The sequence below is a fragment of the Pigmentiphaga humi genome (genome assembly GCF_900606115.1).
GTDB classification, from domain to species: Bacteria; Pseudomonadota; Gammaproteobacteria; order Burkholderiales; family Burkholderiaceae_B; genus Pigmentiphaga; species Pigmentiphaga humi.
Map to the genome: position 1 here is coordinate 42,878 of NZ_UWPJ01000029.1, position 19,610 is coordinate 62,487.

At 63.3% G+C, this 19,610-nt stretch carries 17 protein-coding genes, 1 tRNA gene and 1 pseudogene; 6 read left to right on the forward strand and 13 right to left on the reverse strand.

The features are described from left to right. Positions 1-23: 23 nt before the first annotated feature. The 8 genes from PIGHUM_RS18930 to PIGHUM_RS18965 form a co-directional block, all read right to left on the reverse strand. Positions 24-1,922: an FUSC family protein gene (locus PIGHUM_RS18930; protein WP_124081275.1), complete on the reverse strand. Its 1,899-nt coding sequence runs from the start codon at positions 1,920-1,922 to the stop codon at positions 24-26. A 194-nt stretch (positions 1,923-2,116) separates the two neighbouring features. Then, complete coding sequence (gene ygiD, locus PIGHUM_RS18935) at positions 2,117-2,968, reverse strand: 4,5-DOPA-extradiol-dioxygenase (RefSeq protein ID WP_124081276.1); 852 nt, start codon at positions 2,966-2,968, stop codon at positions 2,117-2,119. A gap of 75 nt (positions 2,969-3,043) precedes the next feature. Beyond that, the gene (locus tag PIGHUM_RS18940) at positions 3,044-4,063 is read right to left on the reverse strand and encodes a zinc-dependent alcohol dehydrogenase family protein (RefSeq protein ID WP_246013339.1); all 1,020 of its coding nucleotides are present in this window, start codon (positions 4,061-4,063) and stop codon (positions 3,044-3,046) included. After that, on the reverse strand, positions 4,064-4,642 hold the full coding sequence (locus PIGHUM_RS18945; protein WP_124081277.1) for an amino acid synthesis family protein: 579 nt from the start codon (positions 4,640-4,642) through the stop codon (positions 4,064-4,066). Between the two features lie 7 nt (positions 4,643-4,649). Next, positions 4,650-5,615, reverse strand: coding sequence for a tripartite tricarboxylate transporter substrate binding protein (locus tag PIGHUM_RS18950; protein WP_124081278.1), 966 nt, complete (start codon positions 5,613-5,615; stop codon positions 4,650-4,652). An 88-nt stretch (positions 5,616-5,703) separates the two neighbouring features. Further along, a complete protein-coding gene (locus PIGHUM_RS18955; protein ID WP_124081279.1) occupies positions 5,704-6,567 on the reverse strand; it encodes a fumarylacetoacetate hydrolase family protein in 864 nt (287 codons plus the stop codon). Positions 6,568-6,588: 21 nt separating this feature from the next. Further along, positions 6,589-7,164: a VOC family protein gene (locus PIGHUM_RS18960; protein WP_124081280.1), complete on the reverse strand. Its 576-nt coding sequence runs from the start codon at positions 7,162-7,164 to the stop codon at positions 6,589-6,591. A gap of 52 nt (positions 7,165-7,216) precedes the next feature. Then, positions 7,217-7,927: a GntR family transcriptional regulator gene (locus PIGHUM_RS18965; RefSeq protein ID WP_124081366.1), complete on the reverse strand. Its 711-nt coding sequence runs from the start codon at positions 7,925-7,927 to the stop codon at positions 7,217-7,219. Positions 7,928-8,347: 420 nt separating this feature from the next. On the opposite strand from PIGHUM_RS18965, the gene PIGHUM_RS18970 reads away from it, so the two are divergent. The 4 genes from PIGHUM_RS18970 to PIGHUM_RS18985 all read left to right on the forward strand — a co-directional run bounded on the left by PIGHUM_RS18970 (position 8,348) and on the right by PIGHUM_RS18985 (position 11,514). Beyond that, positions 8,348-9,316 carry a Bug family tripartite tricarboxylate transporter substrate binding protein gene (locus PIGHUM_RS18970; RefSeq protein WP_124081281.1) on the forward strand — a complete coding sequence of 323 codons (969 nt, stop codon included), beginning with the start codon at positions 8,348-8,350 and terminating at the stop codon, positions 9,314-9,316. Between the two features lie 4 nt (positions 9,317-9,320). Further along, positions 9,321-10,661 (forward strand): amidase, encoded by a 1,341-nt coding sequence (locus PIGHUM_RS18975; protein WP_124081282.1) that lies wholly within the window; start codon positions 9,321-9,323, stop codon positions 10,659-10,661. A gap of 67 nt (positions 10,662-10,728) precedes the next feature. After that, a complete protein-coding gene (locus tag PIGHUM_RS18980; RefSeq protein WP_124081283.1) occupies positions 10,729-11,265 on the forward strand; it encodes a DUF488 domain-containing protein in 537 nt (178 codons plus the stop codon). 33 nt (positions 11,266-11,298) lie between these two features. Continuing rightward, the gene (locus tag PIGHUM_RS18985; RefSeq protein WP_124081284.1) at positions 11,299-11,514 is read left to right on the forward strand and encodes a hypervirulence associated TUDOR domain-containing protein; all 216 of its coding nucleotides are present in this window, start codon (positions 11,299-11,301) and stop codon (positions 11,512-11,514) included. A gap of 11 nt (positions 11,515-11,525) precedes the next feature. On the opposite strand, the gene PIGHUM_RS18990 is transcribed toward PIGHUM_RS18985, so the two are convergent. The 3 genes from PIGHUM_RS18990 to PIGHUM_RS19000 all read right to left on the reverse strand — a co-directional run bounded on the left by PIGHUM_RS18990 (position 11,526) and on the right by PIGHUM_RS19000 (position 15,249). Continuing rightward, on the reverse strand, positions 11,526-12,482 hold the full coding sequence (locus PIGHUM_RS18990) for a tripartite tricarboxylate transporter substrate binding protein (RefSeq protein ID WP_160142354.1): 957 nt from the start codon (positions 12,480-12,482) through the stop codon (positions 11,526-11,528). A gap of 43 nt (positions 12,483-12,525) precedes the next feature. Beyond that, the gene (locus PIGHUM_RS18995; protein ID WP_124081286.1) at positions 12,526-14,235 is read right to left on the reverse strand and encodes a CocE/NonD family hydrolase; all 1,710 of its coding nucleotides are present in this window, start codon (positions 14,233-14,235) and stop codon (positions 12,526-12,528) included. A 93-nt stretch (positions 14,236-14,328) separates the two neighbouring features. Continuing rightward, positions 14,329-15,249: a LysR substrate-binding domain-containing protein gene (locus tag PIGHUM_RS19000; protein WP_124081287.1), complete on the reverse strand. Its 921-nt coding sequence runs from the start codon at positions 15,247-15,249 to the stop codon at positions 14,329-14,331. A gap of 198 nt (positions 15,250-15,447) precedes the next feature. Here PIGHUM_RS19000 and PIGHUM_RS19005 point away from each other — a divergent pair. Together PIGHUM_RS19005 and PIGHUM_RS19010 are read left to right on the forward strand one after the other, a co-directional pair. After that, positions 15,448-15,521, forward strand: a tRNA-Gly gene (locus PIGHUM_RS19005). 240 nt (positions 15,522-15,761) lie between these two features. Further along, positions 15,762-16,822: pseudogene (locus tag PIGHUM_RS19010) on the forward strand (tyrosine-type recombinase/integrase); the annotation flags it as partial. 395 nt (positions 16,823-17,217) lie between these two features. Here PIGHUM_RS19010 and PIGHUM_RS19015 read toward each other — a convergent pair. Next, positions 17,218-18,660: an SMODS domain-containing nucleotidyltransferase gene (locus PIGHUM_RS19015; RefSeq protein WP_124081288.1), complete on the reverse strand. Its 1,443-nt coding sequence runs from the start codon at positions 18,658-18,660 to the stop codon at positions 17,218-17,220. Positions 18,661-18,674: 14 nt separating this feature from the next. Then, the gene (locus PIGHUM_RS19020) at positions 18,675-19,583 is read right to left on the reverse strand and encodes an S-4TM family putative pore-forming effector (RefSeq protein WP_124081289.1); all 909 of its coding nucleotides are present in this window, start codon (positions 19,581-19,583) and stop codon (positions 18,675-18,677) included. Positions 19,584-19,610 lie beyond the last annotated feature (27 nt).

Genomic DNA, 19,610 nt, shown 5'->3' on the forward strand with positions numbered 1-19,610 from the left:
ACGGCCTGCGCTGGCCTGGTTACTTACTGCGGCCGATCCGGTTTTCCGCCTTCGGCGCCATGCTTGCCCGGGCCGCCCGCTCCGACGTACACCAGCGAATCGTGCAGGTTCTGCAATTCGGTGCGGAGGAATTCCGGCACATCGGAAAGCGGCTCGGGCTTGGCGCCTGCCCGGATCGCGCCGGACAGCGCCGCCAGCGCGCGGCCTACGCGTTGTTCGCCGTCCGGGCCGAGCAGGGTCCGGGCCATGGCGGGAGCGCCGGCGCCGGCATTCTCCAGCGACCAGCAAACGGAGAGAACACGGTAGGCGAGGCGCTGTGCCGCCACCACCGTGGGCCATGACCGTTCCGCCGCATCGCGGTGCCACGGCGTGGCTCCCACGCTGGCGTCATAGGCCTGCAGCAGGACGATGGTGCGGTGCTGGAGGTCGCGGCGCGCCCGCCGCGCGGCATTGGCGGTGACTTCGCCCGCGGCGGCATGGGCGAGGACCCGCTTCAGCGCCGCCAGCGTATTCACGAGTTCCTGGGGGATGCGCACCGCTATTGAGCGAGGCGACGTCAATGCCAGTATCGCGAGGCCGACGGCGCAGCCGATGAAGGTGTCCACGCCGCGCACCCACAGCAGGTGTCCGATGTCCGGAACCGGATGCCCGCCCGATGCGATGGTCAGCGCGGCGGCCGTGATGAACACGACGGCCAGCGCATAGTTGCGGATGACGACCATTTCGATGATGAATTGAAGAAGCATGAGCGTCATGACGAGCCACGGCCCTTCGGGATGGACGGCAAGAATCCCTCCCGCCAGCACCAGGCCGACGAGGGTGCCGCTCATTCTTTCGATGCCGCGCTGCAGGCTGCGCATCCAGTTGAGCCCCTGGTGCAGCATCAGGACGGCCGCCGCCATGGTCCAGTAGGCCCGCTCCAGCCCCAGCGCGGCGCCGATCAGGCCGGCGATGGCCGTGGCGACGCCGATGCGGGCGGCCGCCAGCAGGGCCGGCGACCACGGCCGCAGATTCTCCCACAGCGACTCCAGCACGCCATGATGGCCGAGCGGAACGTGGCGGGGATCGGTGGGCTCCTGCCGGGCCCGGGCATTTTTCGCCTGGACCGCAATCGACCGCGCCGTGCCGGCGGCGTCCGCGAGCGAGGCGCCGGCGGAGGCGGGAATGTTCAGGATGCCCGCGAAAAGCAGGTTCAATTCCCTATTGAGCGCGCGCAGGCGGCTCAGTACCCCGCTGGGGCGCGGCCGCGCGGGCTGGTAGGTCACCAGCAAGGTCCAGGCGTGATGCAGGGCCAGCGCGGCGGCGTGGCGGGCGCTGTCCTCGCCGGGTTTGCCGACCGTGTCGACAAAGCGCGCGATGGCCTGGGCCGCCGCTGCGACCGCCGTTCTTTCCGGCCCCCTGGGCCCGGCAAGCGCCCCGGCCATATGGGCCAGCCAGGCGAACGCGCCGCCCGAGAAGACCAGGAGGCCGACCTGGGGAACGGTCAGATGGCTGATGGGCATGCCCGTGCCCGCGGCGCAGGCAAGCGCGAACATGTAGGCTCCCGGCGGCCCGATGCGCAGCGCATTGCACAGAAAGGTCGAAACCATGGCGATCACGACGATGGTCGGCACCACCATCGCCGGCATTCCGGCCGCCCAGACGCCGAGCATGACCGCTGCGGCGAAGGATGCCGCGACCACGGCAAGATGGATGGCGCGGTTCAGATACGGGCGATCGCCGCCGTAGAGCGACGTGAAGGCGCCGATGGTGGCCATGAGCCCCGCGGACACGTCGCCCGCGATCCAGCCCGTCAGAACCGGCACGCCCATGCACAGCGCGGCGCGTGCCGCGAAAGGCCACCGGCGGCCGGCAGGGCGCAATTTGAACAGCGCGGCCAGCTGAATGGCGGGCGCCGGCGGAGTGGAGGGAGTCGGGGGCATTCGAGACGTATTCAACGAAGTATGGATCGCAGGCGGCTACTATAGGCCTCCTTGCCAGGCGATTATAGGCACCCCGCCGGCTAGAAAGGTCCGCATACGGAATCAAGCGCTGACGTCCCGGCTGCGATGGCGCCGGGGATGGCCTGGACGATGTCAGCCGGTCAGCCCGCTACGCCAAGCGATACCCTCGTTCGTCATATATTGGTCTGCTCGGGCGGCACACCCGCCGGAAGCATGGCTGGCGCCGGGGCGCCGCCGCTCGCAAACGCTTCGCAGCCGGCCGCGTAGCACGTCATCGAAATCGACCCCATGGTGTAGCCGCGGGCGAACGCGGTTGCCTTGCCTTCGCCCGCGGCTGCAAGCCCTGCAACATACAGGAGCGGGATGAAGTGTTCCGGCGTGGGGACTGCCCTCGAGAAATCCGGATGCTCGACCGATTTCAAGATTGCCGAGGGATCGGAGGACATCTGGTCGGCCACGGCGTCATCAAACCGCTCGGCCCAGTCAAACGCGGCCTCCCGCTGATCCCTCTGAACTCGCTTCAGGTTGTGCACCACATTGCCGCTGCCTATGATCATTACGCCCCGATCGCGCAAAGGCGCTAGCCTTGCCGCGAGTTCGACATGGTATTCCAGCGGCTTGAATGCATTGATCGACAACTGCACGACCGGCACATCGGCGTCCGGATAGATATGCGCAAGCACGCTCCAGGTGCCGTGGTCGAGTCCCCATTGGTCGTGGTCCAGGCCCACCCATTGAGGTTTGGCGGCCTCTACCACTTCCGCAGCCAGATCGGGCATTCCCGGCGCGGGATAGTCGACATCGAACAATTTCTGCGGAAAGCCGTAGAAATCATGGATGGTTCGCGGCTTGGCCATCGCCGTTACGGCCGTTGCTCCGAAGAACCAATGCGCCGAGATCACCAGCACGGCCCGCGGTCTTGGCAGGGCGAGGCCGATCTCGCGCCAGGCCCGCGTGTAGCGGTTTTCTTCCAAGGTATTCATCGGGCTGCCATGGCCGATGAATAAAACGGGGCTGGCACTCATGGCAGGCTCCTTGATTCGCGATTACAGGCCAAGCCGGCTTCATCCGTGATGCGTTGGTCGGCCCCGGTGCGCCACTTATTCCGCCACCAGTACCAGCTTGCCCAGCGTGGAGCCGGCATCCAGCATCTCGTGCACCTGGCGTACCTCGGACAACGGGAAGGCCTGTGTCGGGGGCGCCTTGACCGCGCCCCGCGCCATCAGCGCGATGGCGTTTTCCATCAGCGCCCGCCGCAGGTCCCGATCCTCGTCGAAAGTATGAATGGAAAAAGTCCGCACGGCCAGGCTTTTGCTCAGGTGCGCCCGCAGCTCCATGAAGACGTCGCCTGCCGGCGGTCCGCTCGCGATGTTGTATGAAATCGCGGTACCGAGCGGCGCGAGCGAACGGATGCAGGCAATGAACAGTTCCCCGCCGACGTGGTCGAAGGCCAGGTCGACGCCGCGCCCGCCTGTGGCCGCCATGACCCGCTGCGGCAAGCCCGCCGGCTCGGCGTCCACCAGCGTCGTGACGCCGTAAGCCAGTGCATGGGCCTGCTTGGCGGGTGTCGAGGCGGTGCCGATGATCGTCATGCCGTGATGCGCGGCCAGTTGTACCAGTGCGGTCGCCACGCCGCCCGCAGCGCCCGGCACGAGAATGGAACGCACCGGCAGGCCGCCGTTGCTGTGCAGTAGCATGGCTTGCGCCAACTGCAGATTGCCCAGGCTGACCGCATCGGTATCGCTGACGCCGTCGGGCAATGCAAAGGGAGCCTGCTCGGGAATGGCGATGTACTGCGCATAGCATCCGCCGCGCGCGGGCAACTCGCGGGAGCTCACCAGCACCCGTTGGCCGATCCGCCCGGGGTCCACACCCTTGCCTACGGCCGCGATCCTGCCGCTCATCTCGTTGCCGGGTATGGCCGGCAGCGGCGGCATCCATTTGTAGATGCCCTTGCGGATGAGTACGTCGGGACCCCCCGCGCCTATGACGGCGGCGCGCACGAGCACCTCTCCCGGACCGCAAGCCGGCACCGGCAGTTCTACGAGATCGAGCGCATCGGGGCCGCCCGGCACGCGGACCTGAACTGCGCGCATCAGCGCTGGGATCGCGGCGTTCATTCAGCGCTGCCCGTCATGAACCGATACCTGATCCTTGGTCAGGCCGCCCACGCGCGCATGAATGCGGCCGCCGGTTCCCATCATCAGCGCGAACAGGATCTCGTTGGGGCGCGGGGCGTCCTGGATGCCTATCTCCATGCTGTTGTAGTGGCTGCGTACGTACGACGCATGAATGTAGTGCAGCGGCACCATCAGGCGATATCCCGCTGAGGCGACGGCCTTGGAGGCGGGAACCATCGCCTTCGGTTCGCCCAGCACCTCGCGCATGGCCCAGCCGCCCGCTTCGTGCCAGACAGCGCCATGCTCCACTTCGCCGTTGACGCCGACGATGGCTGCCTTGCTGTAGACCTCCACCTCGTCACGGCCCAGCGTATCGACCAGTTCCCGGGCCAGCAGCGTGCCCAACGAGCGCAGCTCGGCCATGAAGGGCATCAGGTCGGGTTCATAGCGTCCCGCATAGGGATTGCGGATCACCGCGCACGACGCCGCCATCTTCAGCGGCTGGGCGGGCGCGGGCCCGCCCTCGTGGTAGATGGTCTCGATGGTGAGACTGCGCTTGCGGATTTCGATCAGGGACATGGTTGGCTCACTGCTTGGGAATGTTGGCTTCGTTGACGATGGCTACCCATTTCTTGAGTTCGGCGCTCACCATCGACGTCATTTCTTCCGGCGTGCTGCCGCGGACTTCGCCGCCCATGTCGGCCAGGCGGGCGCGCACTTCAGGCACCTGGAGGGCCTTGAGCGCGGCCTCGCGCAGCCGGTTCACCACCGCGTGGGGCGTGCCGGCGGGCGCCATCAAACCGGCCCATGACGTGACATCGTAACCGGGCACGCCTTGCTCGGCGATGGTCGGCACCTCGGGCATCAGGCTCCAGCGCTGCGCGCCGCTGACCGCCAGCGCCCGCAGCTTGCCCGCCTTGATGTTGGCCATGACCGCGGTGGGCGGCGCGATGACGAGCGGCACATCGCCGCTGAGCAGCGCGGTGAGCGACGCGGCATCGCCGCGGTACGGCACGTGCAGCATGCTCGCCTTCGACATCTTGACGAGCAGTTCTCCCGCCAGATGATGCGTGGATCCGATGCCGGCCGTGCCATACGAGATCGCGCTCGGATCGGCGCGCGCCGCTTTCAGTACGTCTGCCAGGCTTTGGTAGGATGAGTCGGCGCGCACCACCAGCAGAAACGGAAAGAAGGTCAGCGTCGAGACCATCTGAAAGTCATCGACGGTCTGGTAGTTGAGCTTGGAGTAGAGCGCGCCCGCTACGGCATGGCCACCGGTTGCCAGCAGCAGCGTGTAGCCGTCAGGCCTGGCGCGGGCCACGGTCGTCGCCGCGATGGTTCCGCCCGCCCCGGCCTGCGCTTCGACGACGAAGGGCTGGCCAAGGGTCTTGGCCATCTCGGTGCCGACCACACGGGCGATGGCGTCGGCATTGCCGCCCGCCGCAAACCCCTGGTAGATCTTGATGGGCCGATCCGGGAACTGCTCGGACTTCGCGGGCAAGCAAACGACGGCCAGGGCCGCGCCTGCAGCAAGTAGGATCTTGCGTCGCATAATCGTTGTCTCCATTCCAGTTTGGTGAACGACGGCTCGGGCGGCCGCTCGCCATCCGGCCGCCGTGGGCCGGATGGGAACTACGGGTTCAGCTTTGCTGCACGATGGGATTGGCGAGAATCCCCACTGCCTCGATCTCGACCTCGCACACGTCGCCCGGTTTCATGAAACGCGGCGGCTTGCGGCTCCAGCCCACTCCGGCCGGCGTGCCGGTGACGATCACGTCGCCGGGCGTCAGCGTGAAGATGGTCGACGCATAATTGATCAGCTTCTGGATGCTGAAGATCATGTGTCCCGTATGGCTGGACTGCATTACCTCGCCGTTCAAGCGGGTCTCGAGCTTGAGCTGGCGTCCCGGTTCGATTTCGTCTGCGGTCACCATCCAGGGGCCGAAACCGCCTGTGGATTCGAAGTTTTTCCCCGACGCGATCTGCTTGGCGTGGAACTGCCATTCGCGCACGCTGCCATCGTTGTAGCAGGCGTACCCGGCTACGTGATCGAACGCCTTGGACTCGGGAATATCGCGGCCTCCTGCGCCTATGATGACGGCGAGCTCGCCTTCCCAATCGAGCGAATCCGACACGCGCGGACGCACGATGGGCGCGTTGTGCGCGGTCTGCGAGCGCCAGACGCGCAGGAAGATGGGCGGTTCTTCCGACAGATCGCGCTGCATGCCGGCCGCCAGCACTTCCTGGTGATGGTCCATGTAGTTGCGGACCGCGCAAATGATCTTTTCCGGTTTGGTGATCACGGGCAGATAAGTAATGTCCGACAGCTTGGCCGCCGTATCCAGGCCAGCGACATGCTGCGCAGCCTGCTTGTAGTCGCCGGAAGCGATGTAGTCGGCCAGCGTGGCCTGGTGCGGACGGGCCTTGCCCAGGTCGACCACGCCGTCACCGACGACGGCGCCCCAGGTCTCGCGGCCCTGATGGATGAATGACAGCAGTTTCATGAGGTCTCCAGCGGAAGAAAATCAATGGGGGTCAGACGGGTCGGCCGGCGTCGCGAACTCCGACCTGGCGAGGAACCTGGCCTGCCATTCGGCCAGCGGCATGAACGTGGGATCCCGGCGGCAGATGGCCTCGGTTTCGCGCATGATCGTCTCGTCGTCCTGGCTCAGGTCGAGCGGGTCGCCATGGGGCTGCGCCACATAGAAGGGCGTGTCCACGTAGATCTCGACCGTGTTGCCTTCCGGGTCGCGCATGTACACCGACAGCGCATTGCCATGGTTCAGTCCCTTCAGTTCGGTCGCGCCGCGCGCCTGGGCGCGATGCGCAACGTCGCGCAGGTGCTGGATGCTCGGTACCGCGAACGAAATCTGCATGACCGTGCTGAAGGTCGCTTCCGGCGGGCGGCCCGAAGCCAATACCAATTGATGGTGCTGGTCGGGACTGGCGCTGGTAAAGACCAGCTGATTCTTGAAGGTGCGGCCCACGCCGCGATCGGTGATCGTGAGATCGAAGGTCTCGGTGTAGAACGCGACCATTTTCTCGAGATCCGTGACGAAGATGCCGAAGTGTGACGGAGTCGGTCGCTGGACCTTGAGCATGGGCTTCTCCAATCGGATGAATGATTCGATCACTGCCTCTGCAGGCTGCCGTTCAAGCACCCTGGATGCGTTTGAACGCCGCCTGGACATTGCGCTGCGTGCTCAGGATGTGTTCTTCCAGCAATGCGCAGACGGTCTCGACATCGCGGCGCAATGCGATGTCCATGATCTTGCGGTGTTCGTTCGACTTGCGGCGCTTGGCCTCGCGAAAGCGCGCGGAGTACCGCCGATAGCGCTCGGCCTGGTCGAACAGGCTGGCGCTCCAGACCCGCTGCCGTTCGGAGGGACAGGCTGCCAGCAGAGAGAGGTGGAAGGCGCGATGCAGGCCCGCCCATTCATCGTCGAGCGCGACCGGCCCGTCGCTCAGGCGGGCCTCGATGCGTTCGAGCCGGTGATAGCACGCAACGACCGCCGCTTCCCAGGCATCGTCGCCCCGCACGACGGATTCCCGCAACGCCGGGACCTCGATCATCAAGCGCATGTGCGTGATGTCGGCGAGATCCTCGAGCGAAATCGGGGCCACGCGAAAGCCGCGGCGTTCGTCGGCGCGTATGAGCCCTTCCTGTGCAAGGCGGCTCAGCGCCTCGCGCAACGGGCTGCTCGAAAACCCGTAGGTTTTCTGGAGTTCGTCGATCTTGAGCTTGGCGCCGGCGGGAAATTCGCCGGTCAGCACACCGTGACGCAACCTGGAAAAGGCTTGCTCCACCAAGGTCGACTCTTTCTTGATCTCATCGATATTGTGCATGGGAAGAATTTTATGCATAAAAAAAGAATGTGGGAATAGCGCCTTCATCAGGATCAACCCTTAATGCACGATATTAATTTTGTGCACAATTTTCGCGCCTCAGACCGACGCCCGAGCCTGTTCGATCCAGCCGGGAGCGCCGTGAGGCTGCGAGCTTTGCGAATGTGCTTGAACCGTTTGGTGTGGGCATCGTCCGCAACGGCGGTCACGGATATCAGGAAATTCTTATGTTTCTCGGTTTTATTGCGCTCGAGAGCCGTTCTATTTTCGGCGGAGCTTCATTGGAAATATAAGAGTTTGCTTATGATAGGCGCGGAAAAAACAATCATCGGCATCCCCCCGAAGACGAATAATGGCGGCGACGGACGAGCACGGATCCACCGTGCGAGAGCGCGTCATCCCGCGCTCGAATTCCAATAACAGAAATGGAGACATGCAATGCGCTTTTGGCATCCTTTTGCCGCTCTGTGCCTGATGGCCGGCTCTCTGGTCAACGTCGCCCATGCCCAAGACAGCTATCCGAGCCGCCCGGTCCGCATCGTGGTCGGCTTCCCGCCGGGCGGGCCCACCGACGTCGCCGCGCGGATCATTGCCGAGGGCTTGCAGAAAGCGCTCAAGCAGACTTTCATCGTCGAGAACCGGACAGGCGCCAGCGGCGGCATCGGCGCCCAGTATGTGGCCAAGGCCGCTCCCGATGGCTATACCTTGCTGGTCGCGGCCAATGCGCTGACGCTGAACGCGCTGACCACGCCGAACGCTGGCTACGACCCCGACAAGGACTTCGTGCCGATCGCCCTGATGGCCACGCAGGCCAACGCGGTGGTGGTCCACCCCGGCCTGCCCGTCAAGAACCTGGAGGACCTGCACAAACTGGCGAAGAAAGGCGGACTCTCGTTCGCCACTTCCGGGCAGGGAACCTCGTCGCAAATGATCGGGATGTACCTGTTCAACGCGCTCTGGAAGAGCGATATGGCGGCGGTGCCCTATCGCGGAGCCGGCCCGGCGGACATCGCGGTCGCATCGGGCGAACCCCCCGTCGGCTTCACCACGATCGGAGGCGCCTACAACATGCAGCAGGCCGGACGCATGAAGATCCTCGCGCTGGGCAACGACAAGCGCATGCCCATCCTGCCCGATGTGCCGACGATGGCGGAACTCGGTTACGACAACTTCAGCGCTTCATGGACGGTGTTGTTCGCGCCCGTGGGCACGCCGGCACCCATGGTCGAGAAGTTGAATGCCACCGTCAACCAGCTCTTGAAGGACCCGGCCTTGCGCCAGAAATTCGCCGTGCAATCCATGGACGTCGCCGCCCCGCTGAACCCGAAGGAAGTCGGCGCCTACATGCAGCGTGAGTCCGCCACGTGGAAAAAGCTGGTCGACGCGACCGGCGCCGGGGTGAAATAAGACCATGAGCCGACACCCTTCGCCCCTGCTGCTTTCCTACCACGCCGCCACGGAGCTGTTCCGCGCCGGCGAGGATACCCCTCGCGACTTCCTGGAGCGGTCCATTGAACGCCTGGAGGCGGTGGAGGGTACGACGCGTGCGTTTGCCGCCCTGTCGATCGAGCGCGCACGCGTGGCCGCGGACGCCGCCACCCAACGCTGGCGCGAAGGGCGTCCGCTGTCGCCCATCGACGGCATGCCGATCGGTATCAAAGACGTCATCGAAACCTTCGATATGCCCACCGGCCTGGGCTCGCCGACCAGCGAACGCTACCGCGCTCCGCGCGATGCCGCCTGCGTCTTCGCCTTGCGCGAAGCCGGCGCCGCCATCGTCGGCAAGACCAAGACCACCGAATTCGCCAGCACCTTTCCCACCGACACCCGGCACCCGCTCGAACCGTCCCGCACGCCGGGGGGGTCGAGTTCGGGCTCCGCCGCCGCAGTCGGGGGCGGCGTGCTGCCGGCCGCGCTCGGCACGCAGGTCATCGGGTCGGTCCTGCGCCCGGCGGCCTACTGCGGCGCCTTCGGCTTCAAGCCCACCTTCGGCGCGATCAACCGGGGCGGCAGTCACGACTTTCAAAGCCAGAGCTGCATAGGCGCGATAGGCGCGAGCCTGGCGGATCTATGGCACACGGTATTCGGCATCGCCTTGCGCGCTGGTGGCGACCCGGGGCATCCAGGGCTGTTCGGCGATGCCGAACCCCCCAAGCCCTCGCGCCCGTCCCGCCTGATCGTTCTGCGCATGCCCGACTGGGAAACCGTGCCCGCCGACGTGAACCGGCAGTTCGAGTCCCTGCTGTCGGCCTGCAGCGCGGCCGGCGTGCAGTTGCTGACCGGCGCCGCCCATGCGGGCGTCGCGGCGTTCGAACAGGCGGCGCTGGACATGCAGGCGCTGTCGTTCGAACTCGTCGGCTATGAATCGCTGTGGCCGCTCAAGACCGCTGCCTATCACGATGCCTGGGGCCTGACCCAACGCATGCACGACCGCATCGCGCAATCGTCGGCCCTGGGCCGGGAAGGATATCGAGCACTGCTGAACCGCCGCGCCGCGCTGCGCGCCCAGTTCGAAGCGCTCGTGGCGGACACGGACGGCATCATCACCCTCACCACCCCCTGCGCCGCTCCCATAGGCCTGTCCAACACCGGCAACAGCAAGTTCACCGTCCAGGCCTCGCTACTCGGCGCACCCGCGATCACCGTGCCCATGCTCGAAGACGGCGGCATGCCCGTAGGCCTGCAGCTCATAGGCGGCCAACACCGCGATGAAGCGCTGTTCCGCACGGCAGGGTGGATAGCTGGCTTGTAACCCGATTTAACCAGGTCTGGATAGCAAGGGAATACTATAGAAACCTTCGCAGGAGACGGAGGCGGCGATGGACGGCACGGCAGGGGTGGAAGTGTGGACGGTGGGGCATTCCACGCATCCCATGCAAGCGTTCCTGGCGCTCCTGGCTTCCCATGGCATAGAGGCGCTGGCCGATGTGCGGCGGCATGCAGGCTCGCGCAAATATCCCCACTTCAATCCCGATGCGCTGCGCCTCACCCTGGCGCAGGCCGGCGTGGAATATGTGCCGCTACCGGAACTCGGCGGGCGCCGGCGCCCCCGCGCGGACTCCCGTAACATCGTCTGGCGGAACGCGTCCTTCCGCGGCTATGCCGACTACATGGAGACCGAGGCTTTCCACGCGGGTATCGAACGCCTGCTGGCGCTGGCCCGCCGCCGGCGCACGGCCGTCATGTGCGCGGAAGCGGTGTGGTGGCGATGCCACCGCTCGCTGATCGCCGACTACCTGAAAGCGCGTGGGGTGTGCGTGCGGCATATCCTCGGCAGCGGAAAAAGCGAAGTCCATCCCTTCACGTCGGCGGCGCGCCTGGAGAACGGCGCATTGACGTACTCGCCGGAGGCATGACCCGCCCGCGTTCACACACAGGAGACAACCGCCATGGCGGACCGATTCAAAGTGGGCGACCACGTCGCCTGGAACTCCGAGGCAGGCGTCGTCGGCGGCACGATCATCCGCGTGCACACGAAGGACTTCGACTACAAGGGACACACGCACCGCGCCAGCGAGGAAGACCCGCAGTACGAAATCAAGAGCGACAAAACGAGCCACATCGCGGCGCACAAGGGCTCGGCGCTGAGGAAGGCGAAGCGCTGACGTCGAATCGGTCAGTTCTGCTGGATGTGCTGCCTTTCGATCAAGGGGATATACCGAGCCAGTTCGCGATCCAGGCGCCGGGTGACGGCCTGCCCGTCGCCGCTGGCATTTTCGTAGCCGACCCCTGTAATGCGCTGTTGAATCGCCGATGATCCCACTACCTGTGCGAGCGCCTTTTCCAGCTTCGACCGTGTCTTGGCCGACATACCCGGCAAGGCATAGACCGCCAGCAAACCATCTACGCGCAGATCGGCAGGCCCTCCTGCTTCGGCAACGGTCGGCACGTCGGGAAGCGGCGTAATGCGGCGCTCGCCGCCCGTGGCGATCACCTTGACTTTGCCCGTTTCCATGAAGGATCGGCCGGATGCGAAGGTGGACCATCCCAGCTGTATGCGCCCCGACGCCATGTCGGCCAGCATGGTCTGGGAGCTTTTGTACGGAACCATGATCATGTCGGTGCCCGTACTTTCCTTGAAGGCTTCCATGCCCAGGTGCCCGGGATGGCCCACCCCCAATGGCGAGCCGTAGGAGAGCTTGCCGGGATGGGCCTTGGCATAGGCGATCAACTCGGACACCGAATTGATGTTTAGCGAGGTGTTGATGAACAAGCTGAACGGCGTGTCCGCCACCATGCTCAATGGTACGAAGCTCTTCGCGCTGTAGGTGAGGTTCCGCAGCAGCGCGGGATTGACGGTGAGCATGGTGCTGTCAAGAAAGGCGATCGTGTTTTCCGGCGGCGATTTCTCCAGAAATTGGATGCCGACGATACCGTTGCCGCCCGGTTTGTTGACCACGACGAAGTGGTCGCCGAGTTGTTTTTCCAGTTCGTCGGCGAGTGCGCGCGCCAGGACGTCGGGCCCGGACCCGGCGCTGAACGGAGCAACCAGCGTGTAGCTTTCCGCTGCCGCCGTGGCGCTGGCTGCCACGCCCATGCAGAGGATGAGGGTCGAGATAGTGCGTTTCAACATGGAGTCTCCAGAATTCGCGCGGCTGGCTATCGGGCCGCCGTGTCTAGTTGAGCGCCGTTCTTGACGGCGCGCGCGGAATGACGGGAATAAGCAGGTGGGAATCGCGGGCGCAACCCGCATGAATGACGTGAGGTCCCTGGTTGCGCAGCTCGTCGTGAACCTGCCCATGGCGGACGCCGGGGTAAACGTAGATGTCCTGGCCCTGGATGACGAGCTGCAGTTGTTCCCCGGCCTCGTAAACGGTGGACGACGGCCAGAGCTCGATGTCCAGAGGCACCACTTCCCCGGGTTGCAGCAATTGCTCGGCGTCGTGGCTATGCCAGGGCTGTTCAGGGGAGGATCGCCGGGTGTCGAGCTTGCGGTGACTGGCACGCAGCCAGCCCAGCGCGACCGGGCCGTCGTCGTATTCAGCCATGAACGCTAGCCCGATTTTCTGTCCGTTCGCGTCCAGTTTCCTGACCCCGACAAAGACATCGGCATCCGTGCTGTCCGGACTTTGCAGCCAGATACGCAGCTTCATATTGCCGGTGACTTCGGTCCGCTCGGTGAACGTATACGTGAAGCTCAGCTCGCCGTTGGCCGAGTCGTACGGAGCCGTCGCAACCTCGGTTGGCGGGACATCGCCAAGCTTCCGCCGGGAAGCGTCCAGCCATAGCGGCCGCAACTGCCGGTCCGGCAACGGCCAGTCGGCTGCCGGCAGATACTCGCCCACATAATATTTCTCGCGGGCCTCGTACAGGACACGAGGCCAGCCCAGCACCTGGTCGTCGCTGTTCTTCAGAAAGTGATCGAAGAACTTGCGCAGCTTCTCACGACTGGATTCCTGATAGTAGTACTGCCATTTCTTTCGTCCGTGAATCTCCAGCCATTTGTGTTCGGACGCGATCTGCTTATAGCCTTCCACGCTTCCGCGCAAATGCAGACCCTGATCGCCCCAACCGGCGACGATATACACGGGCGCCGTGATGGCTGAAAGATTCGCGCTCTTGGATCGCCAGTAGGCGTTGTCCAGCGGAAATTCCTTGGCCATCTCCACGAATTCTTCTGAACGTGTCAACGAAAAGCTCGTCGACCATTGCGCCCAGCGAACCATGTTGGTTTCCGGAATCCCGCCGTGATAGGCGCGCTCTCGATAGCAATCGGTCCAGCCTTCCCAGGGGTTGAACGCGGCCAGATGGGGCGGATTGGTGGCCGCGATGCGCCATTGCACGATGGAAAGATAGGAAACGCCGGACATGCCCACCTTGCCCGTGCTCCATGGCTGCGCCGCGCACCATTCGATCAGGTCGTGCCCATCTTGCGCCTCCTGCTCGCTCCATATGGTCATGTCGCCTTCCGAGTACCAGGATCCGCGCGCGTCGGCATTCACCACGGCATAGCCGTGCCGGCAGAAATAATCGGGATCGGGGCCTTCCCAAACCGCGTACTTGGAGACCCAGCCCTCCGGCACGCCGCTTCCGCCGTTAAGCAGGAATTTCTTCAAGCCATGCTTGCCGTAAGGGCTGAACGTCAGAATGACGGGAAAAGGTCCATTCCCCTTGGGACGAATGATGTCCACATACAGCCTGATCCCGTCGCGCATCGCCACGGCGACGTCGCGCTCGACATGGAAGCGCTCGTCTTCCTCGACGCGGTGTCCGAAACCGGGATGCTTGCCTTCGGATGGGTGGGTAACGGCTTGGCGCCAGCGCGTAGATTGATGCTCGATAGTCAAATTCGCCTCCTCGTGCGCCGCGCTGGAACATGCGTCCATGCGGCGGTTGCAGGAGGAATTCGAACAGATGGGGCGGCGCCGGGTAAGATGCCAAATGCATCATGCCGATGAATAACTGGAATCCCTGCCGGCTCAGGGGCGCGTGCTCGGTGGTAGGAGCGACGCGATCAGCCGCTCGAAAATGGTCAGCAAATGAGAGGCGGCAGGCGTGGGATCGAGGCCCCTGCGCCGCATCACGCAGATGTCGGTGTGCTGCAGCCTATCCCTGACCGGCACCGCGATCAGATGATGGCGCCCTAGCATCGAATCCACCCATACCTTGGGCAGCATCATCAAATGATCGCCGGTCATCAGCAGACTCAGGAATGCCGGCGGGTACTCGCATCGGATCGTCTTTGCGGGGGCGGGCAGGTTGGCGGATTGAAACGATTCCACCGGCGCTGCCAGATCGAGATCCGTCGCTCCGCCCACTAACCAGCTCGCATCGATCAAGTCCTCCAGGCGCGTGCAGCGGGCGAGCGGGTGGCCGGGACGGCACACCACCACGTGGGGCTGGCAGAAAAGGGGCTGCAGGGTGAAATCCCCGTCCAGCGGCTGGGCGGGGCGGGGGCCGATCCCGAAGTCCAGGCGCCCGTCCCGCAGCTCCGGGTACATGACCACCAGCGAGCCGCCGACGATTCTCAGCTTCGTGTCCGGAAACCTGGCCTGGAATTGCTCGACGGCAGCAGGAAGAAACAACAGCGACGCCGTCGCCGACACCCCGATGGCGACTTGCCCTCCGCCCAGGCCCTTCAAATGCCGAATATCTTCCGCGCCGCGCTGAAGATCCATCGTGACGGCTTTCGCCCGCGAGTAATAGGCCTTGCCGTAGACGGTCAGCTCAAGTCCGCGGGGGAGCCGGTGGAAAAGCTCGACCTCGAGCGTCCGTTCGAGATGCTGGATGCTCTTGGTGAGCGCGGACTGGTTCAACCGCAGCCTACGCGCCGCGGCGCGGATGCTGCCTTCCTCGACGGTGGCAACGAAATCGCGCAAATTGGTGAGCTTGATGGCCATGAAAGTACAGGAACTGTGCGACGGTCGGATTTTCGGCCCGTGCCGGTTTCGACGCCAGCGGCTTTTTGCCAGCGGGGCGGAACACCTTGCGAAAGGTCGCCTGAGCGCATTTGCGGGCGTCCGAAATCGGGCTTAGAATTGCACTCCTGCCGCCAAGCGGCAGTGCCTTTCGTCCGGGCGTTCAGTCCGGGCACCAAGGCGGGTGTAGTTCAATGGTAGAACGGCAGCTTCCCAAGCTTCATACGAGGGTTCGATTCCCTTCACCCGCTCCAAGTGATTCTCCACACCCCATGTGTGAGTTTGGGAAGCTCCCTAAGTCCTTGAGATTCCAGGGAATTTTTGGTATGGGCTTCGCTGGCAATCAGTAAAACCTGCCCGCAGCTTACCCAATCAAGTACATTTTTCGGGCCAACAATGCGGTATCCGACACACCGCATTGATGAGACCTGAAGGTCGGCGCTGAAGCAGCCGCGGCTCCTGTCCTATCTAATCTGGGAGTTTGGAGTTGGAGCATAGCGCTCACTGATCTGCATGTTCGCAACGCGAAGGCAACGGGCAAGAACTACACCCTGGGTGACTACGATGGCCTGTCGCTCTTCGTCTCGCCCAAGGGCAGCAAGGCGTGGCACTTCCGCTACCACGGGCTGGGAAAACAGTCGCGGATGTCTCTGGGCATGTATCCCGAACTGGGCTTGCGTGATGCTCGGGCCATGCGGGACGAAGCGCGAACGCTGATTGCCAAGGGCATCAACCCGAGAATCGCGCGCAAGCAGAAGCAGCAGGCCGCTCGGCTGGCGGGTGAGCACACCTTTATCACGGTGTACGAAAAGTGGCTGGCCTACCGAGCGCTGGCGCTGGAGGAAGGACGACAGAGCACGCTGGCGCAGATCCGGCGGGTGTTCAAGAAGGATGTCATCCCGCCGCTACGGCGAATGACCATTCACGAGATCACGCGGCATCACCTGCTGGAAGTGGTCGGGCGGATCGAAAAGCAGGGTTTGTTGTCGGTGGCCGAGAAGGTTCGCACCTGGTTCCGGCAGTTGTTCGGATATGCCATGGTGATCGTGCCGGACATGGAGAACAACCCTGCACGGGATCTGCATGTGGTCGCCGTGCCCTTGCCACCGGTTCGGCACAACCCATTTTTGCGAATGGAGGAAATACCTTCGTTCTTGCTAGTCTTGCGTACCTACCAGGGAAGCCAGGTGACGCAGTTAGCCGTCCGCCTGCTGCTGCTCACCGGAGTACGCACGGGCGAACTGTGACTTGCCACGCCAGCCCAGTTCGATCTGGAGCGAGGGCTATGGATCATCCCTGCGGCGTCACTCAAACAGCGCATGATGTTGACCCGTAAACAGCGCAAGCGTGTAAATGACATATCCAAAGGCATGGGTGGATGCTCAGCATGTCACATGCAGACCCGAATCGCATCAGGGCTACCTACAACCATGCGCAGTATGTGGAGCAGCGACGCGTGATGATGCAGGACTGGGCGAACCGGCTGGACTTGCCGGCACTGGGTGCAGTAGAGATTGCAAGCCGGCATTTGATCGTGCATCTGCAGGGGCTACCGGGGACTCCTTGGCCACGCGATCACAATCAAGCAGCATCCGGAGCAAGGGTACATACGCCCTACTTCGAGATAGCTTGCGCTGCGGCAGTCATTTCTCCCACCAAGGAGGCCGAGGCAATCCACTGCCCGAAGTATTCACAGCATGGTCGAAGCAACCCGCTAGAGGGTCAGGATGCAGCAGACCTACTTGGTGCCATGAACGGCAGCTAGGCAGCGTTTGCAGCCCTTCGCTGCCTAGGCTGCTACACACCTTGTCCGCCACCTTTCGGTCATTCGTTGAGGCCGTTGAGCTCTAATCAGATCACTGGTTTCCCATGCATTGACATTGCACTTGATTGACGCACCGCGTGGCAATGTGGCCCAACGCCTCAAATAAAGATTGCCCCGATCAGTTGCTACTCGATCACCACGTAGAACGGGTCGCTCTTTCCCAAAAACCTGTCGTCGACCTTGCGGATCAGGAAAGCCTCGACCATATGGACCCCCCGATAGGACAACTGCTCCCACCGAATACCTGGTTCGTCGGAGCGGTAGTAGTCGCCACGCAGCGCGTTGGCACGGCGCGCAATCTCATCCGTGTTCGTCACACGCCATTCGACCTTGTAGGTCTCCGGGAAAGGAAGCCCGAGATTGTTGCTGGCGTTGAAGCGCACCCAGTATCCAGGCTGCGTGGGCGCGAGCGAGGCAAGCGGACGGACAAGCTGCCCATAGCGGGATGTCCACAACTGCGCACCGACATTCACGGTCAGTCGCGAGCCTTCAGTTGATCGCCATCGTGGGCGGCGCATGTGCGGCAGACGATCAAAGCCACTAGGCAGGGCCGCACGGCCGATCTTCTTCACCAGTGCCACCAGATCGGCCACGCCGGCTAACACGGGGCTTCCCCGAACGGCGGACAGCGCAGCTTCGCTAACCTTGCCAGCCTTTTCAGCAGCCTCCCGAACGGCAAAGTCCTCACCGAAGACACGCTGCCACTTCCCGATGCTTTCCTCCCTGTCCGTCTCGTCGTAGGCGTCATCGATCCACCCGCGGTACAGATTGATCTTCGAGCGGAAGTTCGAATACTTGGTGTCGTCCCAGGCAGTGCTTTGGATCTCCTGGAACAGCATGGGATTGCGCACTGTTGGCTTGCTCGGGTTGGCCTGCAACCAATCATCGAGCCGATCGATCAGCGTCTTGAGCGTCGTGGGAACATCCACGAAACCTGCAGCTCCTTTGTCGGTCGCGTACACATGCTTGCCGAGCAGCGTCGTCAGCAGGAACGAAGGACAGGTGAAGTTGGTCTTGATGTCCCTTAGGTACTTCAGCAACCGCGTGGCCTTGCGGAAGTTGTTGTTTCCGCAGATGTTGTTGCGCTCGATCAGCCAGCCCGTGTAGTCGAGCGGATTCGACTTTTCGAAGAGATTAGTGTCGCGATTGCAAACCTCCCAGATACCTGTTTGTAGGCGCTCCCTCACACAGGGTGCCACGTCGATCTTGCGCTCGCCAGCGTACTCAATAGTGATGCAGTGCGAGTAGCGCCTGATCTTGTCCTTGTACAGCCCGAGCTTGCCCATCTCCGCATACAGTTCGTTGATATAGTCCTTCGCCTCCCAGCCCGCGACCGGCTTCACATAAACCAGCAAATCCGCATCGAACGGGTCTCCAGGCAGCGGTTTGATGATGGTCTTGTGAGCCCATGACCCTTGTGCGGCGAAGCCGACGATGGATGGCTTCCAGTCCAGCCCCCGCACAGCCGTCTTGATGGCTTCGATGCTGCTTTCGAGCTGATCGAAGCGCGTGCTGTTGAGGTTGACCGTATCGTTCAGGAAGGTGTTGAAGTCTTGGACCAGTTTCATTCGTCTTCCCGCCTTCAGTGCACGTTGCCGGACACGCGCAGTTCACGCACCCAGTGGTCCGCGCCAGCGTTCATGCGCTCTTCCATCTGCTTGCGCAAGAGGTTGTAGACCCAGTCGAAGATCAATGGGCTGGAAGCTCGGTGGTTGAAGATGGCGTCTTGCAGTTCGCGCGACCACATGCTGATCTCCTGTTCCTTTGCACCGCTGCGGGAGCGCTCCCAGAGCTTCTTGACCTCATCGTTCAGATGGTCCAGCAACTCAATGGTCGCGGCCTGCCGGTTGCATTCCCTGAGCGCCCAGATCATCACCGGCGTCATCGGGGCCAGCGTGGAGAGCACGAAGGTCGTCATGGTGTGATCGATGGCAAGTGATACGACCCCAGCCGCCGCGATCAGCACCACGCAGCCTGTCAAGAGAACGCGTCTGTAGCGCTTGCGCAAAGCGCTGTCGTACCAGAGATTGGTGCGCTGGCACACCAGCCTTGCTAGATGGAGCGGCAGTTCTTTGACGGCGAGCGGATACCAGTTGATCAGCCGTTGCTCATCCTTGTCACTGAGCCTCTTGCATGCATCGGCAAAGACATCTTCGGGGTCAATGCGATTGCCGACGAGGAAGGTGTTCCAGTCCATCTGCAACACCGTGCAGTCGAAATCCTCTTGCAGCTTGGCTGCATTCTTGAGCTGCGCACGGTGCCAGCGATCGAGAAGCAGAACCTCCAGGAAGCTGAACATCAGGGCGGCGAACGCGATGAACGGCTTTGAAGGGAGGAGCAAGGCTGACACGATCAGGCCGATGATCGGGAACACGAGCGAGATGATTAGGCTCACCGCTTGCACATTTTTGGCCCTGCGGTAGATCAGCGTCCTGGCACGCAGCAAGTTGAGCATGCGCGTCTCCACCTGCTTCTGGTCGATTTTATTCATGCTGCTCTCTGCTTCTTGCGTCGTTGC

Excerpts from the sequence above, each read along its gene's own strand:
- PIGHUM_RS18960 (WP_124081280.1), bottom strand. The coding sequence starts at position 7,164 with ATGCTCAAGGTCCAGCGACCGACTCCGTCACACTTCGGCATCTTCGTC.
- PIGHUM_RS19015 (WP_124081288.1), bottom strand. The coding sequence starts at position 18,660 with ATGAAACTGGTCCAAGACTTCAACACCTTCCTGAACGATACGGTCAAC.
- PIGHUM_RS18985 (WP_124081284.1), top strand. The coding sequence starts at position 11,299 with ATGGCGGACCGATTCAAAGTGGGCGACCACGTCGCCTGGAACTCCGAG.
- PIGHUM_RS18980 (WP_124081283.1), top strand. The coding sequence starts at position 10,729 with ATGGACGGCACGGCAGGGGTGGAAGTGTGGACGGTGGGGCATTCCACG.
- PIGHUM_RS18990 (WP_160142354.1), bottom strand. The coding sequence starts at position 12,482 with ATGTTGAAACGCACTATCTCGACCCTCATCCTCTGCATGGGCGTGGCA.
- PIGHUM_RS18930 (WP_124081275.1), bottom strand. The coding sequence starts at position 1,922 with ATGCCCCCGACTCCCTCCACTCCGCCGGCGCCCGCCATTCAGCTGGCC.
- PIGHUM_RS18950 (WP_124081278.1), bottom strand. The coding sequence starts at position 5,615 with ATGCGACGCAAGATCCTACTTGCTGCAGGCGCGGCCCTGGCCGTCGTT.
- PIGHUM_RS18995 (WP_124081286.1), bottom strand. The coding sequence starts at position 14,235 with ATGGACGCATGTTCCAGCGCGGCGCACGAGGAGGCGAATTTGACTATC.
- PIGHUM_RS18955 (WP_124081279.1), bottom strand. The coding sequence starts at position 6,567 with ATGAAACTGCTGTCATTCATCCATCAGGGCCGCGAGACCTGGGGCGCC.
- PIGHUM_RS18945 (WP_124081277.1), bottom strand. The coding sequence starts at position 4,642 with ATGTCCCTGATCGAAATCCGCAAGCGCAGTCTCACCATCGAGACCATC.
- PIGHUM_RS19000 (WP_124081287.1), bottom strand. The coding sequence starts at position 15,249 with ATGGCCATCAAGCTCACCAATTTGCGCGATTTCGTTGCCACCGTCGAG.
- PIGHUM_RS19020 (WP_124081289.1), bottom strand. The coding sequence starts at position 19,583 with ATGAATAAAATCGACCAGAAGCAGGTGGAGACGCGCATGCTCAACTTG.
- PIGHUM_RS18940 (WP_246013339.1), bottom strand. The coding sequence starts at position 4,063 with ATGAACGCCGCGATCCCAGCGCTGATGCGCGCAGTTCAGGTCCGCGTG.
- PIGHUM_RS18970 (WP_124081281.1), top strand. The coding sequence starts at position 8,348 with ATGCGCTTTTGGCATCCTTTTGCCGCTCTGTGCCTGATGGCCGGCTCT.
- PIGHUM_RS18975 (WP_124081282.1), top strand. The coding sequence starts at position 9,321 with ATGAGCCGACACCCTTCGCCCCTGCTGCTTTCCTACCACGCCGCCACG.
- PIGHUM_RS18965 (WP_124081366.1), bottom strand. The coding sequence starts at position 7,927 with ATGCATAAAATTCTTCCCATGCACAATATCGATGAGATCAAGAAAGAG.
- ygiD (WP_124081276.1), bottom strand. The coding sequence starts at position 2,968 with ATGAGTGCCAGCCCCGTTTTATTCATCGGCCATGGCAGCCCGATGAAT.